The sequence below is a fragment of the Bordetella genomosp. 12 genome, assembly GCF_002261355.1.
In the GTDB taxonomy this organism is placed as follows: Bacteria; Pseudomonadota; Gammaproteobacteria; order Burkholderiales; family Burkholderiaceae_B; genus Bordetella.
On the sequence record NZ_NEVU01000002.1, the window covers coordinates 1,020,414 to 1,035,970 of the forward strand.

Sequence of the window (15,557 nt, forward strand, 5' to 3'; positions counted from 1 at the left end):
CTGTGACACAATGGTCCTTTCTTCAGCGCCTGGGGGCCCGTCGATCATGGATATCAACCTCAACGATTTCGAACAGATCCGCCACGAACTGGCGCGCCCTTTGTTGTTGCTCAAAGGCGGGCATGGCGTGTTGGCCTGCGGCTATCTCAATATCGCGACCTTCGACAAGACCGGCGAGGCGGCCGCCATCGTCACCGGGGTTTCCGATCATGCGCAAATGTTGGCCGCGCCGCTTGTCGCGGTCAGTCAGGCCGCGCGTGCGCTGGGCGTGCAGGAAGGCATGACCGGCGCGCAGGCATTGGCCCATTTCAAGTAAGGTGATGCGCGCCGCCCGTTTGACAACGTGCCGGCCGCGGCACACACTTATATCCATGTCGTATTTTCTGGTTCTCGCCATTCGATGCTGCCCAACGGTAATCACCCCGGGGACGCGCGCGCGCTGAACGCAATCCGCACACGCAAGGCCTGCCCCGGTTGACGGAGCAGGCCTTTTTTATTTGTGATGAGCGGCGCGGTGCGCCGCGAAGGTAGGCCATGTTTCAGATCCAAGGCGCCCGGTTTCCCCAGGATCGCGATGCTTTGATCGCCATCATCCGCGAATACATCAGCAGTACCCGCGTCAGTCTGGAGTATCAGCATTACGAAGAGGAACGCGATGGCCTGCCGGGCAAGTACGCTGCGCCGCGCGGCTTGATGCTGCTGGCCTGGAATGCGGGCGTGGTGGTGGGCTGTGGCGGCTTTCGCGAAGTCGATGCCACGACCTGTGAGATGAAACGGGTCTATGTCAGGCCCGAGGCGCGCGGGCGGCAATTGGGCCGGCAGCTGATGGAGCGCCTTTTGCAGGAGGCGCGCGCCGCGGGCTATCGCCGTATCTGTCTGGACGTGTTGCCGGAGTTTCTGGCGGCGCAGTATCTCTATGAATCGCTCGGTTTTCGCGAGACCAAGCCGGTGACGCAAAATCCGGTGCCGGGCTCGCGCTTTCTGGGCCGTGATCTCTAGGCTTGCCGATCGCGCGAGCGCGGGGTTCGCCCAGCCCGGGCAGGCACCCGGGGCCGGAGGGCGAACCCGCTTTCGCGATTAGTCGCGGCGGCTGGTGACTTCGACCAGGTGGTAGCCGAATTGCGTCTTGACCGGGCCCTGGACCTGGTTGACCGGGGCGCTGAACACGACCTGATCGAACTCGCGCACCATTTCGCCGGGGCCGAACGTGCCCAGGTCGCCGCCTTGGCGGGCCGACGGGCAGCTGGAGTTTTCGCGCGCGACGTCGGCGAAATCGGCGCCGTTTTCGATGGCGGTCTTCAGTTCCTGGGCTTTGGCTTCGGTCGAGACGAGGATGTGACGGGCAGAGGCTTGTGCCATGTGAGGCTCCAGTAAGGGCTGGCCGGGAAACGGCCAGCGCCGGATGAATGTTGCGGGCAGTGCCCGCCTGACCCGCTAGTGTAGCGCGGGGCTGCGTTGCCCGAGGCCGATCTTCAATCCTCATCGAGCAGGCGGGCCGCCTTGGACGAGGCCGCCGCGCCGGCACGGTGGTAATGCATGACGGTCGCGACGCTGGCGTGACCGCTCATCGCCATGACCTCGGCCAAAGGCAAGCCCTGCCGGCCGGCTTCGGTGATGAAACCCGCCCGCAGGCTGTGCGCGGCAAAATCGCCCTGCAGACCCGCCTGGCGGGCCCGCGCCTGCACCATGCGGCGCAGGGCCTCGGCGCCCAAGGCTTCCCCCACGATGCCGCCGCGCCGCACACGACGAAACAACGCACCCTCGGTGATACCGGCGGCCTCCAGCCAGGCGGACAAGGCCTGCGCGGCCCGGCCGGCCACCGGTTTGTGGATGTCGGGACGGGCGCGGCCTTCCTGATTCGTTTTCGAATGCGCCAGCGTATAGAGATAGCCGTCCGGGGTGCGCCGCGTGTTCTCCAATGTGGCGGCCACGACTTCCGAGCGGCGGCGTCCGCCGCTGGCCCAGGCGAACAACAGCATGGCGCGGTCGCGCAACCCGATCAGACTGTCGTCGCAGGTCGCCAGCAATTGCTCGAGCGGCTCGCGGGTGAGGGCGTCTTTACCCTGAGGCAGATCGCCGCGCCGGGCATAAGCCGCGCGGCTGCGTTTCATGAGCGCGCGCACGGCGCGATCGCGGCAGGGGTTGGGCAGCCCTTGGGTTTCATGGGCCTCGGACAACACGGCCAGCCGATGACGCACCGTGGACAGTTTCAATGGGCCAGGCGTTCGCTTCATGCCCGTGGCAAGCAGCTGCTCATCGACCGCCGCGGGCAAATCGTGCGTCAGCCCGTGAGGGCCATGGTGTTGCAGGTGGTCCGCGATGAACTGCAGGACCGTGGCGACGGGCAAGGGCAGGGCCATGGGGCGCGCGAGCCGCAGCGCGTGCCACGCGGCCCAATAGCGGATGGCCGAGCGATATGCCGCGCGGGTATTGGGCGAACTGCCTTCGCGCAGCAGCGCACGCAGCGACTCGGCGCTCGCGCCCAGCATGTCCAGGTGCTGTCCCAACGACGTTTGAAGCGGCACATCCCCCGCTGCCGCGGCCGGATCAGCACGCTGAGGCTTGGAAATGTTATAAATCATATGTAGTATGTATGAATAAATACTTTGTTGATTATTTTAGCGCGGATAAACATCTATTATCCGCGCTAATTCGGCGCGGCGGCCAAGATGCCGCGTTTTGGTTGAGGCAAGAGGCGAAAAATGGCTATCGGAATTCAGCAGCAGGATGTTTGGGCGGCGGCGGATGCCTTGCTGCGCGCGGGGGAGCAACCCACGATAGAAAGGGTGCGCTCGCACCTGGGCCGGGGGTCGCCCAACACCGTGGGGCCGCACCTGAAAGCCTGGTTGCGCGAGCTGGGCGGGCGCTTGGATCAGGGCGAGCCGCCCGATGCGGTGATGTCGGCGGCCCAGGCTCTTTGGCAGGAGGCGGTGTCGCAGGCTCAGGGCGAGGCGGCCGCGCAGATGGCACAAACCCGGCAAGCCCTGCAGGCCGAGCAGGAGGCCCTGGACGCGGAGCGCCAGGCGCTTGCCCAGGCGCAGGCGCGCCTGCAGCAACGGGAGGCGGATCTGGAGGCTGCCGTGAAGGCGGCGCAGGCGCTGGCCGACGCCGCGCAGGCACGGGCGCAGTCCCTGCAAGGGCGGCTCGACGCGGCGCTGGGTGAGCGGGACGCGCTGCGTCAGGCGCTGGAGCAGGCGCGCCAACAGGCGCAACAGGCCGAGCGGCAGGGCAGGGACGCGCTGGCCGAGGCTCAGCAGGCGCACCAGGCGGCCCTGGCGCAGGCCGAGGCTCGCCATGCCAGCCACGAACGGCGTTGGCTGATGGATATCGACGCCCAGCGTCAGGTGGCGCGGCGCTTGCAAGAAGAGCGGGACGCCGGCGCGCGCCAACTCGCGGCGCGCGAGCAGGCGCATGCGCAAGTCCTGCTCTCGCGGGATGAGGAGGCCCGCGCCGAGGCCGAACGGCTGGCGGCCGCCACGGCGGCGGCGCGCGAGGCGCAGGCGGCCCAGGCGCAGTGGCAGGCCATGGCCGAGGCCGGGCAGCGCGCCCTGGCCATGCGTGAAGAGGCCCTGGCTCAGCGTCACGCCGATATCGAAGCGCATGCGGCGCAGTTGCGCGCGCAGCTTGCCGTCAAGGATGAGCAGATCGCCGGCCTGCTAGCGGCCACGCGCACCAAGGGCAGGGCTGCCCGGCCGGCCTGAGGCGATGTAGGTATAGTGTGCGCCGCCGCAGGCCATGGCCTGTCTACCGCCGGAGTACACATGTCCTTACCTGCCCTGGGTGTCTGTTTCGTTCTGTGCCTGTCCTTCCTGAGCGCCGCGGCCGTGGCACAGACGCCGGTGCCCGATACGCCCGCGGCTGTCCCGCGAGTGCGCCAGCAAATGCACCTGACCTTCGCCGAAGAGGGCACGGGCGTGCAACGGACCATCGGATGGTATCGGCCGGCCTATCCGGCCAAGGCGCGCCGTTTGCTGCAAGAAGGCACGGTCACGCTCAGGATCGAAATGGATCCCGCCGGTGAGCATCGCGTGGAGATCGCGCAGTCTTCAGGGTGGCCCATGCTCGATCAGTCGGCGCTGGAAGCCATGAGCGGGCTGGCGATCGATGACGGTCCGCCGCTGCTGCGCCGCACGCGCTTCAGGCTGCCGGTACGGTTTGTCCTGGCACCGCCGCCGCCCGCGCCTTGAGGGCGGGCACGGGCCTGCTATCCTTTCGGCGTCATCCCATCTCAAAACAGGAAGCCCGCATGCACGCTGTTTTCATCGACGCCAATCCCACCCTGGCCGCGGTCGCCGAGCGGCTGCACCGCCAGAGCGATCCGGATCTGAAAATCAACCAGCAGCCGGATATCCGGCCGGACCAGATCCCGGCGGTACTGGGCGGCGCGGCCATTGCCATCATCGACCACACGCATCTTCCCACCGACGTGGCGCGGGACTGCAAGGGTTTGAAGCACGTCGTGTTTCTGGGAACCGGTGCGCGCTCCTATATGAACCCGGAGGAGCTTGCCGGCCTCGGCATCGAGGTGCATATCATCAAGGGCTACGGCGACACGGCGGTGGCCGAATGCGCGTTTGCCTTGATGTGGGCCGCGGCGCGCGGCTTTTGCAAAATGGATCGCGGGATGCGCGCCGGCCAATGGCTGCGCACCGATGCGGTGCAACTGACGGGCAAGACCCTGGGCCTGCTGGGTTTTGGCGGCATCGCCGCCGAGATGGCGCGGCTGGCGCAAGGCGTGGGCATGAAGGTGCTGGCCTGGAATCGCAGCCCCAAGTCTCACCCTGGCGTGACGTTCGTGCCAGCGGATGTGTTGCTGGCGCAAAGCGACGTGGTGTCGCTGCACCTGCTGCTCAATGACGAAACCCGCGGCTGGCTGTCGGCGCAGCGCATCGCCGGCATGCGCGACGGCGCCATTCTGGTCAATACCGCCCGTGGCGCCCTGGTCGACGAGGCCGCCATGATCGCCGCGCTGCAAAGCGGCAAGCTGCGCCACGCGGCGCTGGACGTCTTCGACGTCGAACCCATGCCGGCCGCGCATCCCCTGTATGCGCTGGATAACGTCACCTTGTCGGCGCACTCGGCATTTCGTACGCCAGAGGCGAGCGACAACCTGATCGAGGCGGCGCTGGCGCATTGCCGGCGGGTCGCGGCCGCGTGATGCTCGCAGGGCTGCGAATCTCGTAAATAACCAAAATTCGCAGCCTATTGTTGCCATCATCGTTCTTCTTGCGCTCATTGCATCCGCGGTCTAATCTGAGCGCACTTTCATCCCCGGCTGGCGCGTCCCGTTATGGCCCAGGCAGCTTATAGCCCCGCACTCATTCTGCTGTCCATCGCGCTGGCCGTGCTGGCTTCTTACACGGCGCTTTCCATTGCCGCCCGCATCGTGGTCGAACGCCAAGGGGTCAGTTCCGCCTGGCTCTGGGTGGGGGCCTGCATCACCGGCTTTGGCCTGTGGGGCATGCATTTCGTGGGCATGCTGGCTTTCGGCCTGCCTCTGCCCTGGGGTTATGGCCGGCTGGCCACCCTCATCGCACTGTTGATCGCCATCGCCTTCGCGGCGCTGGCGCTGTGGCTCATGACCCAACCGGGCCTGGCGCGCTGGGAGCGGGCGCTGGGCGCGGTGATCGTGGGCACCGGGATTGCCGGCATGCATTACACCGGCATGGAAGCGGTGCGAATTTCGTCGAGTTTTTCATGGCCGCTCGTGCTGTTGTGCTTTGCCGCGGCCATTTTCGCGGCGGGGCTGGGCATTTGGCGCGGCTGCCGCCAGCGGGCGCAACCGGAACGCCCTTCGTTGCGGGTCTGGGAGGCGGCGGCCATGGGCTTGGGCCTGTCGGCGATGTATTACAGCGGCATGGCTTCGGCCGTTCAGGGCGCAGACGCAGGAACGCCCTCGCTGGCCGTGAGCGCCGAAGGGTTGGCAGCGACCATTCTGGGCCTGTCGGTCGTGTTGTCGCTGGCGGCGATAAAACTGTCTGCCAGCTACGCACAGACCTCGGCCAAGAGCGCGCAGTTGGCCAGTTCGCTGCAAGAGGCGCGCCATCGGCTTTCCTATCTGAATTCGCACGACAGCGTCACCGGCGCGGTGAATCGGCGCATGTTCGACAAACGCCTTGCGGCGGCCATCGATGGCAGCCGCGCCGAGGGCGGGCAGCTCGCCCTCATGGTGATCGACGTGGACAGCTTTCGGTCCATCAACGACGCCTATGGCTATCCGGTGGGCGACGAAGTGCTCATGCAGGCCGCGCAGCGCCTGTCTCAGGCGGCCGGCCCGGCCGACAGCTTCGCGCGCCTCGGTGGCGACGAGTTCGTCGCGGCGGCCGTCTTGCCGCATCCGAGCTATGCCAGCCATGCGGCGGAAAACTATCTGGCCAGTCTGCGGCAGCCTTTCCTGGTGGCCGGGCAGGAGATCCGGATTTCGGCCAGTGTCGGCATCGCGGTCTATCCCCATGATGGCGTCGATCCGCATGCCTTGATGGCCAAAGCCGAGGCCGCCAAGACCTATGCCAAGAATCTCGGCCGCGATCGCCACGCCTTTTTCGAGCCGTCCATGAATGCCGGCAGCGAGCGGCATTTGCAGGTGCTCGAGCAATTGCGTCTGGCCGTCGAGCGCGGCGAGTTGCGCCTGTTCTATCAGCCCAAGGTCAAGGCGCAGACCGGCGAGCGGGTGGGGGTCGAGGCCTTGCTGCGCTGGCACAACAAGACGCTGGGGGATGTGAGCCCGGGCGAATTCATCCCGCTGGCCGAGCAGGCCGGCCTCATTCTCGCTTTGCAGGCCTGGGTGCTGGACGAGGCCTGCCGCCAGCTGGCGGCCTGGGACAGGCAGGCGGCCGACATCCCCACCGTGGCCATCAATATTTCTGCCTTGCAGTTCCAGCAGCCTGATTTCGTGGACAGCATCGCCGCGGCTCTCAAGCGCCATGGCCTGGCGGCCAAACGCGTGGTGCTGGAAATCACCGAAACCACGGCCATGAAGCAGGCCGCGCAAAGTGTGAAAATCATGCGCCGGCTTTATGCCATGGGCGTCGGGCTGTCGATCGACGACTTCGGGACTGGCTATTCCAGCCTGTCTTACCTGAAACGCTTCCCGGCGCGCGAGCTGAAGATAGACCGCGAGTTCGTCATGGAACTGGCGCAAGACAGTGAAGACGTCTCCATCGTGGCCGCGATCGTCGCCCTGGCGCATGCCTTGCGTCTGTCGGTCGTTGCCGAAGGCGTCGAAACCGAAGCACAGCGGCAGTTGCTCGTCAGCCTGGGGTGTGACGTGCTGCAGGGCTATCTGACCGGCCGGCCCGCGCCGGCCTGGACCTTCGATCCCGAGGCGCCCGGCCTGCCGGCCTGAGACGGCCGGCCGGGGCCTTGGCGTCAAGCCTGCGGCTTGGGTCCGATGGTCAGCTCGAACTCGCCGATGCCATCCGCGCCGCCATGGGCCACATCGCCCGGCTGCAGTGCCGCCACACCGGCCGGCGTGCCGGTGAAGATGAGGTCGCCCGGCTGCAGCGCGACCGAGCGGGAGATGGCCGCGATGACTTCCGGCACCGACCAGATGAGTTCGGCCAGGTCGCCTTGCTGGCGAACGGCGCCGTTGACTTCCAGCCAGATGCGGCCTTTCTGCGGATGGCCGATGTCGCTGGCCGCACGCAAAGGCGTGATCGGGCCGGAGGCATCGAAGGCCTTGCTCCAGTCCCACGGGCGGCCCAGCTTCTTGGCCTGTGCCTGCAGATCCCGGCGGGTGAGATCCAGCCCCACCGCGTAACCCCAGACATGGGTCAGGGCGTCGTCCACCGCGATGTTGACGCCGCCCTTGCCTATGGCCACCACCATTTCGATCTCATGGTGCAAATCTTCGGTCAGCGGCGGGTAGGGCAGCGTGCCCTGGGCAGGCACGACTGCGTCGGCCGGCTTCGTGAAGAAAAACGGCGGTTCGCGGTCCGGGTCGTGGCCCATTTCGCGGGCGTGTTCGGCGTAGTTGCGGCCCACGCAGAAGACCCGGCGGATGGGAAACCGCTGGCTGCTGCCGGCCACGGCGGCCGATGCTCGTTCAGGGGCGGCAATCACATAGTTGGACATGAGGACTCTCTTGTTGCTGTCAGGAGGCCCTAGTCTAGAGCCGCGCGGCAGCCCAGACTTGGACAAAGCTGCCAAGGACTTGGACGCGGCGAGCTTACTGCTGGCGAAACTGGCGCGGCGACATACCGACGGCCTGACGGAAGCGGCGCGAAAAATAGGCTTCGTCGGCAAACCCGCAGGCGTGGGCGACCTCTCCGATGCGCTTATCCGAGGTCAGCAACAGCGATTTTGCGCGTGTCATGCGCCGCTCCAGCACCCACTCGGTGAAGCTGCGGTCCAGCGTCTTGCGCAGCAGGTGCGCCAGATGGCTGGGCGACAGAAACGCCGCGGCCGCCGCGCTGTTGAGCGACAGGTCGGCCTGATCCAGGCGGGCGTCGATATGGGCACTGACCCGCGCCAAGGCCTGGCGCCGGCCATGGCGCGGCAGGCCGGCCTGCAAGGCCTCGGCCTGCCGCATGCAGGCCTGCCCGATCAGCTGCAGCAGACAGCCGCGCAGCACCGCCGCTGAACCAAAGCCGCGCTCGCGATCGACCTGCAGCATGCGCGCCAGCAGCGCCTCCAGGGCCGGGAGCTCTTCGGCGGGCACCTGAAAATCCAGGTTTTCCTGAAAGCGGAACGGCGCCAGCTCCGGCGCTTGCGACAAGGGCACATCCTCCAGGTCCAGCGGATCGCACTGCAGGCCAGGCAAGAGGAAGTCCTGCGACACATTGATGACCATGAACCGGCCATCCGGCGGATGCGGAATGCGATGCAGGCGGTGGGGCAGAATGAAGGCTATCGTACCCGTCGGGAAAGGACGCGTCGCCCCGCCGATCTGTTGCACCGTGTCGCCGCCCAGATTGATCTGGATCTGAAAGTAGTCATGCCGGTGCATCTCTTCCAGCGGCGGACGCGCGTCTTGCGTGCGGATATAGAAATCCAGGCGGTCGCTGCGCTCGCGCATGCCATAGGTGCGGACGGACTTGGAACGGGATTTCATGCGCGGATTTTATCCGCCCGCGCGGCGCGCAAGGAGGCGCGGGCCTCGAGGCGTGGCGCGCATGTCATGCGGCGGGAGGGGTCGCGCTGATCCGGCCGTGGCGTGGCAATTCAAGCGCGACCACCGCGATCCAGCCCAGTGCGTACGCCAGGATATCCCACCAGTCGGCGGTGCTGCCGAGCACGATGCGCAGCACGGGGTTGGGCAGGCGCCAGCCGAGATAGGAGGCCAGGTATTGCCCCATTTCGATGAAGACGCCCATGCCAAAGGCCAGGCCCGCCAGCGTCAGCACATGGGCGCCCAGAAAAGTCTTGAACAGGTAGTAAATCCAGATGACGGCCAGGGTGTCGCCCAGAAAGCTGCGCACCCACCCCCACCGTGCGCCGAAGGTGGCCAGCGCCACCATGGCCACAAACAGCAGGATGGCAATGACCAGAGAGCGGAAATGGAAGCGGATCGTCATGCGCGTGATCGTAACCCGCGGCGCGGCGCGCAGCAGCCGATGCGCGCGACGACGTTGGGGCGCGAGCGCCGGCCGCGCCCGGCGCTTTAGCTATTGCGGTTGCGCGCGCCGCCCTGACGCGCCTTGAAACGCGGGTTGGACTTGCAGATCACGTAAATGCGGCCGCGGCGGCGCACGACCTGGCAATCGCGGTGACGGGTCTTGGCGTCTTTGAGTGAGGCGAGGACTTTCATGGGGCTCCTTCGGGGCAGAATTCAACAGGACCCGCGCATGGGGCGCATCTCCAAAATATAAAACGTTATAACATATCAATAATAGCGGAAAAAAGAGCGCCGGGCGATCGGACCGGCGCCTTTTTTCTTACTTATTGACGAGGTGTTTGGGCTGAGCGAGCACGATCAAGGCGCCGATCAGCAGGCAGGCGGCCAGGACATAAAGCCCGGTATTGGTCGTGCCGGTCAGGTCTTTGAGCCAGCCGACGAGATAGGGGCTGGCAAAGCCCGCCAGATTGCCCACCGAATTGATGAGGGCAATGCCTGCCGCGGCGGCCGTGCCGCCGAGCAAGGCGGTCGGCAAGCTCCAGAACAGGGGTAAAACGGTGCAGATGCCGATGTTGGCGATGGTGAGCGCGAGCATGGCCAAAGCGGTGTTGGTGCCCCAGAGCGCCGAGAACACCAGTCCCACCGCGCCCAGGGCCGCCGGGATGGCCAGATGCCAGCGGCGTTCACGCCTGCGATCCGAGCTGCGGGCGATCCATATCATGCCGATGACGGCGAAAAGATTGGGAATCGCCGTCAGCAGACCGATGACGAGCGCGCTTTGCACGCCGGTGCCCTTGATCAGCGTGGGCATCCAGAATCCCACGCCATACAGACCCATCACGAAAGAAAAGTAGATCACGGCCATGGCCCAGACACGCGGGTGCGCCAGTGCCGCGCGGATCGGAGGATCGTGCTTGTCGGTATCCTCGGCCGCGATGTTGCGGATGAGGATGGCTTTCTCGCTGTCATCCAGCCATTTGGCGCGGTCGATGCGGTCGTCGAGCAGTTTGAGCACCAGCAGGCCGATGACGACCGAGGGAATGCCTTCGATCACGAACAACCATTGCCAGCCGCTCCAGCCATGGTTGCCGTGAAAGGTTTCGACGATCCAGCCCGACAGCGGGCCGCCGACCAGGCCCGATAGGGGCACGGCCGTCATGAAGAAGGTGGTGATGCGCCCACGGCGGGCGTTGGGAAACCAGTACGTCAGGTAGAGGATGATGCCGGGGAAAAAGCCGGCCTCGGCCGCGCCGAGCAGAAAGCGCAGGAAGTAAAACATGCCCGGCGTGGTGACGAAGGCCATCGCCGCCGAGATCAGCCCCCAGGTGATCATGATGCGGGCAATCCAGATTTTGGCGCCCACCTTATGGAGGATGATGTTGCTCGGGACCTCGAAAATGAAATACCCGATGAAAAATATCCCCGCGCCCAGGCCATACACGGTGTCGCTGAAGCCTAACTCCTGGAGCATTTGCAGTTTGGCAAAGCCGACATTGACGCGGTCGAGATACGCGACCACATAGCAAAGCACCAGAAAGGGCACCAGGCGCGCCGCGACTTTGCGGTAAAGCCGGTCTTGCGTGCTGTCCGGCGCACGGGTCGCCGCTATCGTATTGTCCATCTTGTCTCCTCCGGCATGGGTCGGCGAATACGCCGCCCTGTCGATGCTGTTGTGGGCTTGCCCGGGCTCGTGGCGCGAGCAAGTGGCCAAGCCTAGAGCGCGCGCTTTGACGTTTTCCTGAATTCGGCGTCAACGGCGGGGAGGACTTACCCTGTATGGACGAGAGCAGGCCGGCGCCGAGGGCGCCGTGGCCGGTAGACGGGCTGGCAGAAGGCGGCCGCCGCGACGCGCGGCGGCATGCGGGTCAGGCTTGGGCCGTGGCGGGCAGGGTGCCGGCGGCGCCTTGCAGAAAGAGCGCCCAGGCCTGATCGAAGTAGGCTTGGCGGTCTTCGGGCCGCTCATAACGTGCACCGCCCAGCATGGTGCTGAGCAGCGGCTGGATGGACGTGGCGTAGAGCAATTGCCCGGCGATGAAGGCCGGGTCTCCCGCGGCGAGCTTGCCCTGGGCCTGCGCCTGTTGCACCCATCCAGCCAGGCCCTGCATAAAGGGGTCTTCGGCGGCGGGCGGCGGCTCCACGCCTTTGGCCGAGACCGCTTCGCCCAAGGCCACGCGGTGCAGGGCGAGCAGGTCGGCACGCAGGTTGATGTCCAGCAGCGCCCGGGCATAGGCCTGCAACTGCCGCAGAGGATCGGTGTGCCGGGGCATACAGGCGAGTAACTCCGCATGGGTCTGCGTGCGCAGGCGATCCAGCAAGGCGGAGAACAGCGCGCTTTTGGACGGATAGCGGCGGTAAATGGTGTCTTTGCCTGCTTGGCAGTGCTCGGCGACTTGCTCCATGGAGGTCGCAGCATAGCCCTGGGCGGCGAACAGACTGGCCGCGACGTCGAGAATGCGGCGCTCCAGTTGCGCGGCGGCCTCCCGGGTCGGGCGGCCGCCCGCCGAGGGGCGCCGGCTCGCGCCCGGCGCCGGGGCGGTGGAGGAGGTGCGGGCCGTGCCTGAGGTCATCCGTGGTCCTTGTGAAAGCGGCCGTGCCAGCATCGGCGCGGATAATAATCATACGACATATTCCCGTTACCACTGAGCGAAGGCGGCCGTCAAGACGAATATTTTCGCTTGATAACTGGACGTAAGCGTCCCGTTTGTGTGAAGATTATTGCAATTGAGATTCCTTTTCGTTTGCAATAGGTGAGTGTGATGGCGATAGATGCGCGGCTGGTCCTTGGGGCGGGCTTGCTGGTGGTTGGCGGTGCGGCACAGGCGCAGAGCCTTGCGCCGCAACTGGCTCCCGTTTATGTGCAGGGAGAGGCCGACGAACCTTTGGACACCAGCGATCGCGTTTATCAGCCGGGGACGTACGCGGCGACCAAAACCGTGACGCCGGTGCTGGAGACGGCACAGTCCATCACCACGATCACCCGCCGGCAGATGGACGAACAGGCGCCGAGGACGGTCAGCGAGGCACTGCGCTATACGGCGGGCGTGCTGTCGGACCGCGACACCAACTCGCGCTATGACTCCATCTTTCTGCGCGGTTTTGGGGCGTTTGGCACGGCGACCAACTACGTCAGTTATCTCGATGGCCTGAAGCTGCCGCGCGGGCAGGCCTTCGCACAGGCGGCCATCGATCCCTATCTCCTGGATCGCCTCGATGTGCTCAAGGGCCCGTCGGCCCTGCTTTACGGGCAGGTGAGCCCCGGCGGCCTGGTCAATATGGCCAGCCGTATGCCGACGGCGCAGTCGTCGAATGAAGTCTTCGTCGAAGGCGGAACCCACAACCTGGCGCAGGCGGGTTTGAACACGCGCGGCTCGTTCAACGAGGATGGCACCTTGCTCTATGGGCTGACCGTCGTTGGCCGCCATTCGGATACGCGTTATAGCGGTGTGGAAGAGGGGCGGGTGGGCGTGGCGCCTTCCCTGACCTGGAAACCCAGCGCGGACACGACGCTCACCCTGACGGCCTACTATCAAAAAGACCCTGAGGGCGGCTACTTCAATTCGCTCTATCCGACCTTCCTCGCACCCTCCCAGTACAAGTCCGATCTGGGCCGCCGGCTGAACATCGGTGACCCGGATTTCGACAACTTCAAGCGGGAGCAACACGGGGTGGGCTATCAGCTGGAGCATCGCGTCAACGCGGCGGTGACGCTGCGTTCCCGGTTGCGCTATGCCGATGTGGATGTGGACTTCAGTTCCTTGCAGATGGCGGGCCCGCTGGACGCGGCCGGCTATATCCCGCGCCAGGCGTTGCGCTCCATCGAGCACGTCAAAGGGGTGTCCACCGACAACCAGGCGCAAATCGACTTCACCACCGGCGCCTTGGCCCACACGGTGCTCACCGGGCTCGACTATCAATACACCAAGAGTGACTGGCGCTACAACTGGGCGCCCGCCTCAGCGCTGAATGTCGCCAACCCGCAATACGGCCAGCCGGTGGGGCCTCTGACCACCATCATCGACAGCGCGCAGACCTTGCGCCAGACCGGCGCTTATCTGCAGGATCAGCTGCGTTACGGCAATTGGCGCGCCTTGCTGGGCGTGCGGCATGACTGGACCACGCAAGACAGCGACAATCGCCTGGCGGGCTCGTCTACCGATCAGTCCAGCGAACAGACCAGCTACCGGGCCGGTCTGCTCTATATGTTCGATAACGGCCTGGCCCCCTATGCGAGCTATTCCACGTCTTTCGAGCCGAACATTGGCGTGGATGCCAGTGGCAATCCCTTCGTGCCGAGCAAGGCCAGGCAGTATGAAATCGGCTTGAAGTACCAACCCACGGGCGTCGATGCGCTCTTTACCGTGGCGGCGTTCGATATTCAGCAGCGCGACGCACTGGTGCCGGATGTGATCGGATTCAATACGCAGGAAGGCCGCATCCGGTCCCGCGGGCTGGAGTTCGAGGCACGCGGGCAGGTCAGTAAAACCCTGGAACTCATTGCCGCGGTTACGTTGCTGGATATCAAGGTGACCCAGGCAGCCGTGGCGGCCAACGAGGGCAAACGGCCCCAGGCGGTGCCTAAGTACTTCGGTTCCTTGTGGGCGAATTATCGCTTCACCCCGGGAGCGCTCGAGGGGGTGAAAGTGGGGGCCGGGGTCCGCGTCGTGGGCTCGAGTTACGCCGACAACGCCAACGAGATCAAGGCATCGGGCTACACGCTGATGGACGCCGCATTGCGCTACGACTTCGGCGCCAAGTTCCCCAGTCTCAAGGGGCTCGAAGGACGGATCAACGTCAACAACCTCTTTGACAAGACCTATTACTCCAGCTGCAGTTCCAACTATTACTGCCAGTATGGCAATGGCCGTCAGGTGATTGCCGGGCTGAGCTACCGTTGGTAAAGGCCATGGATAGACGCCGCTTTTGTGCCGGGCTATTGCTGGCCAGCCTCGGCGGTCCGGTCTGCCGGGCGGCGGGCACGATCACCGATCTGGCCGGCCGGCAGCAGCCGCTCGCGGCGCTGCCGCGCCGCATCGTTCTGCTGGAAGCGCGCGACATCCTCACCATGGCGTTGCTGCACCCGGACCCGGCCAGGCTGGTCGTGGGATGGGCGGCTGCCGATCGCATCGACAGCGCCGAGTTGCAGGCGCGCTATGAGCGGCAAGGCCGTATTCCTGCCGTGGGCAAGCAGACGGCGGCCACGGTCTCCCTGGAAGGCATTCTGGCGCTGGCGCCCGATCTGGTCGTCGCCAGCGCCTTCATGGCGCCCGAGGGCGGTACGCTGCTGCGCGGTTTGCAGCAGGCGGGCATTCCGGTCGTGTTCAGCGACGTGGCCAGCAATGCCGCCGCGCCCCAGGCCAGCCCCATCGACAATCTGCACCGGCAGTTGCGCATGTGGGGGGACATCCTCGGCGAGCCCGAGCGAGCGCAGGCCTACATCGCTTTTGCAGATCAGCATCTGCAGCACGTTCGACAGCGCCTGGCCGGCGTTGAGCCGGTCACGGCCTATCTTGAAGTGCAGTCCACCGTGGATGACTGCTGCTGGGCAGCCGGTACCCAGGTCTGGGGCGAGTTGCTGACCTTGGCGGGCGGCCGGATTCTGCCGGGCATCACGGCACCGTGGTACCAGAAACTGCAGCTCGAGTACCTTCTGAGCGCGCCGCAGGAGGTCTATATCGCGTCGGGCGGCGGTTGGGCGTCGGGCGGGCGGCCTGCCATCGGTCCGGGCATGGATTCGGCCCAGGGGCGGGCCGGCCTGCAAGGCTTGCTCAAGCGCCCCGGTTTTGCGCAGTTGTCCAGCGTGCGGCAGGGCAGGGTGCACGGCATTTGGACCGGCCTCATCACCCTGGCGCCCTTGAATATCCTCTTTGTCGAGGTGGCCGCCAAGTGGCTGCACCCCGATGTGTTCGCAGACCTCGACCCGTCGCAGACGCTGGCCGACATCAACCGGCGCTTTCTTGCCGAGCCGATGCGGGGCCCGTTGTGGCTGTCGTTAAAGGAGTAA

At 65.7% G+C, this 15,557-nt stretch carries 16 protein-coding genes; 8 read left to right on the forward strand and 8 right to left on the reverse strand.

Annotated elements, in window-relative coordinates; all coding sequences use genetic code 11:
- Positions 1-46 precede the first annotated feature (46 nt).
- Both CAL22_RS10255 and CAL22_RS10260 read left to right on the forward strand, forming a co-directional pair.
- Positions 47-316 carry a YunC family protein gene (locus tag CAL22_RS10255; RefSeq protein ID WP_094812797.1) on the forward strand — a complete coding sequence of 90 codons (270 nt, stop codon included), beginning with the start codon at positions 47-49 and terminating at the stop codon, positions 314-316.
- Positions 317-534: 218 nt separating this feature from the next.
- Complete coding sequence (locus CAL22_RS10260) at positions 535-999, forward strand: GNAT family N-acetyltransferase (protein WP_094812798.1); 465 nt, start codon at positions 535-537, stop codon at positions 997-999.
- 78 nt (positions 1,000-1,077) lie between these two features.
- On the opposite strand, the gene CAL22_RS10265 is transcribed toward CAL22_RS10260, so the two are convergent.
- On the reverse strand, positions 1,078-1,359 hold the full coding sequence (locus CAL22_RS10265; RefSeq protein ID WP_094812800.1) for a peptidylprolyl isomerase: 282 nt from the start codon (positions 1,357-1,359) through the stop codon (positions 1,078-1,080).
- Positions 1,360-1,472: 113 nt separating this feature from the next.
- Positions 1,473-2,456 (reverse strand): site-specific integrase, encoded by a 984-nt coding sequence (locus CAL22_RS10270; RefSeq protein ID WP_094813591.1) that lies wholly within the window; start codon positions 2,454-2,456, stop codon positions 1,473-1,475.
- A 246-nt stretch (positions 2,457-2,702) separates the two neighbouring features.
- Here CAL22_RS10270 and CAL22_RS10275 point away from each other — a divergent pair, with 246 nt between their 5' ends.
- The 4 genes from CAL22_RS10275 (at position 2,703) to CAL22_RS10290 (ending at position 7,345) form a co-directional block, all read left to right on the forward strand.
- Entirely contained in the window at positions 2,703-3,701 is a 999-nt protein-coding gene (locus tag CAL22_RS10275; protein WP_094812802.1) for a DNA-binding protein, read from the forward strand.
- A gap of 60 nt (positions 3,702-3,761) precedes the next feature.
- On the forward strand, positions 3,762-4,187 hold the full coding sequence (locus CAL22_RS10280) for an energy transducer TonB (protein ID WP_094812804.1): 426 nt from the start codon (positions 3,762-3,764) through the stop codon (positions 4,185-4,187).
- 59 nt (positions 4,188-4,246) lie between these two features.
- Positions 4,247-5,158, forward strand: coding sequence for an NAD(P)-dependent oxidoreductase (locus tag CAL22_RS10285; RefSeq protein ID WP_094812806.1), 912 nt, complete (start codon positions 4,247-4,249; stop codon positions 5,156-5,158).
- Between the two features lie 132 nt (positions 5,159-5,290).
- Positions 5,291-7,345: a putative bifunctional diguanylate cyclase/phosphodiesterase gene (locus tag CAL22_RS10290; RefSeq protein ID WP_094812808.1), complete on the forward strand. Its 2,055-nt coding sequence runs from the start codon at positions 5,291-5,293 to the stop codon at positions 7,343-7,345.
- A 23-nt stretch (positions 7,346-7,368) separates the two neighbouring features.
- On the opposite strand, the gene CAL22_RS10295 is transcribed toward CAL22_RS10290, so the two are convergent.
- The 6 genes from CAL22_RS10295 to CAL22_RS10320 all read right to left on the reverse strand — a co-directional run bounded on the left by CAL22_RS10295 (position 7,369) and on the right by CAL22_RS10320 (position 12,123).
- Entirely contained in the window at positions 7,369-8,073 is a 705-nt protein-coding gene (locus tag CAL22_RS10295; RefSeq protein ID WP_094812810.1) for a fumarylacetoacetate hydrolase family protein, read from the reverse strand.
- Positions 8,074-8,167: 94 nt separating this feature from the next.
- Positions 8,168-9,052, reverse strand: coding sequence for a helix-turn-helix transcriptional regulator (locus CAL22_RS10300; RefSeq protein ID WP_094812812.1), 885 nt, complete (start codon positions 9,050-9,052; stop codon positions 8,168-8,170).
- A gap of 64 nt (positions 9,053-9,116) precedes the next feature.
- A complete protein-coding gene (locus tag CAL22_RS10305; protein WP_094812814.1) occupies positions 9,117-9,515 on the reverse strand; it encodes a DUF2809 domain-containing protein in 399 nt (132 codons plus the stop codon).
- Positions 9,516-9,601: 86 nt separating this feature from the next.
- Complete coding sequence (ykgO, locus tag CAL22_RS10310) at positions 9,602-9,748, reverse strand: type B 50S ribosomal protein L36 (protein ID WP_094812816.1); 147 nt, start codon at positions 9,746-9,748, stop codon at positions 9,602-9,604.
- A gap of 127 nt (positions 9,749-9,875) precedes the next feature.
- Complete coding sequence (locus CAL22_RS10315; protein ID WP_094812818.1) at positions 9,876-11,177, reverse strand: MFS transporter; 1,302 nt, start codon at positions 11,175-11,177, stop codon at positions 9,876-9,878.
- A gap of 244 nt (positions 11,178-11,421) precedes the next feature.
- Complete coding sequence (locus tag CAL22_RS10320; protein WP_094812820.1) at positions 11,422-12,123, reverse strand: TetR/AcrR family transcriptional regulator; 702 nt, start codon at positions 12,121-12,123, stop codon at positions 11,422-11,424.
- Between the two features lie 189 nt (positions 12,124-12,312).
- Here CAL22_RS10320 and CAL22_RS10325 point away from each other — a divergent pair, with 189 nt between their 5' ends.
- Both CAL22_RS10325 and CAL22_RS10330 read left to right on the forward strand, forming a co-directional pair.
- Positions 12,313-14,454, forward strand: coding sequence for a TonB-dependent siderophore receptor (locus CAL22_RS10325; RefSeq protein WP_094812822.1), 2,142 nt, complete (start codon positions 12,313-12,315; stop codon positions 14,452-14,454).
- A 5-nt stretch (positions 14,455-14,459) separates the two neighbouring features.
- Complete coding sequence (locus tag CAL22_RS10330) at positions 14,460-15,557, forward strand: ABC transporter substrate-binding protein (protein ID WP_094812824.1); 1,098 nt, start codon at positions 14,460-14,462, stop codon at positions 15,555-15,557.

Bases quoted from the DNA above. Each gene is read 5' to 3' on its own strand.
- CAL22_RS10255 (WP_094812797.1), top strand. From the start codon at position 47: ATGGATATCAACCTCAACGATTTCGAACAGATCCGCCACGAACTGGCG.
- CAL22_RS10260 (WP_094812798.1), top strand. From the start codon at position 535: ATGTTTCAGATCCAAGGCGCCCGGTTTCCCCAGGATCGCGATGCTTTG.
- CAL22_RS10265 (WP_094812800.1), bottom strand. From the start codon at position 1,359: ATGGCACAAGCCTCTGCCCGTCACATCCTCGTCTCGACCGAAGCCAAA.
- CAL22_RS10275 (WP_094812802.1), top strand. From the start codon at position 2,703: ATGGCTATCGGAATTCAGCAGCAGGATGTTTGGGCGGCGGCGGATGCC.
- CAL22_RS10280 (WP_094812804.1), top strand. From the start codon at position 3,762: ATGTCCTTACCTGCCCTGGGTGTCTGTTTCGTTCTGTGCCTGTCCTTC.
- CAL22_RS10285 (WP_094812806.1), top strand. From the start codon at position 4,247: ATGCACGCTGTTTTCATCGACGCCAATCCCACCCTGGCCGCGGTCGCC.
- CAL22_RS10290 (WP_094812808.1), top strand. From the start codon at position 5,291: ATGGCCCAGGCAGCTTATAGCCCCGCACTCATTCTGCTGTCCATCGCG.
- CAL22_RS10295 (WP_094812810.1), bottom strand. From the start codon at position 8,073: ATGTCCAACTATGTGATTGCCGCCCCTGAACGAGCATCGGCCGCCGTG.
- CAL22_RS10300 (WP_094812812.1), bottom strand. From the start codon at position 9,052: ATGAAATCCCGTTCCAAGTCCGTCCGCACCTATGGCATGCGCGAGCGC.
- CAL22_RS10305 (WP_094812814.1), bottom strand. From the start codon at position 9,515: ATGACGATCCGCTTCCATTTCCGCTCTCTGGTCATTGCCATCCTGCTG.
- ykgO (WP_094812816.1), bottom strand. From the start codon at position 9,748: ATGAAAGTCCTCGCCTCACTCAAAGACGCCAAGACCCGTCACCGCGAT.
- CAL22_RS10315 (WP_094812818.1), bottom strand. From the start codon at position 11,177: ATGGACAATACGATAGCGGCGACCCGTGCGCCGGACAGCACGCAAGAC.
- CAL22_RS10320 (WP_094812820.1), bottom strand. From the start codon at position 12,123: ATGACCTCAGGCACGGCCCGCACCTCCTCCACCGCCCCGGCGCCGGGC.
- CAL22_RS10325 (WP_094812822.1), top strand. From the start codon at position 12,313: ATGGCGATAGATGCGCGGCTGGTCCTTGGGGCGGGCTTGCTGGTGGTT.
- CAL22_RS10330 (WP_094812824.1), top strand. From the start codon at position 14,460: ATGGATAGACGCCGCTTTTGTGCCGGGCTATTGCTGGCCAGCCTCGGC.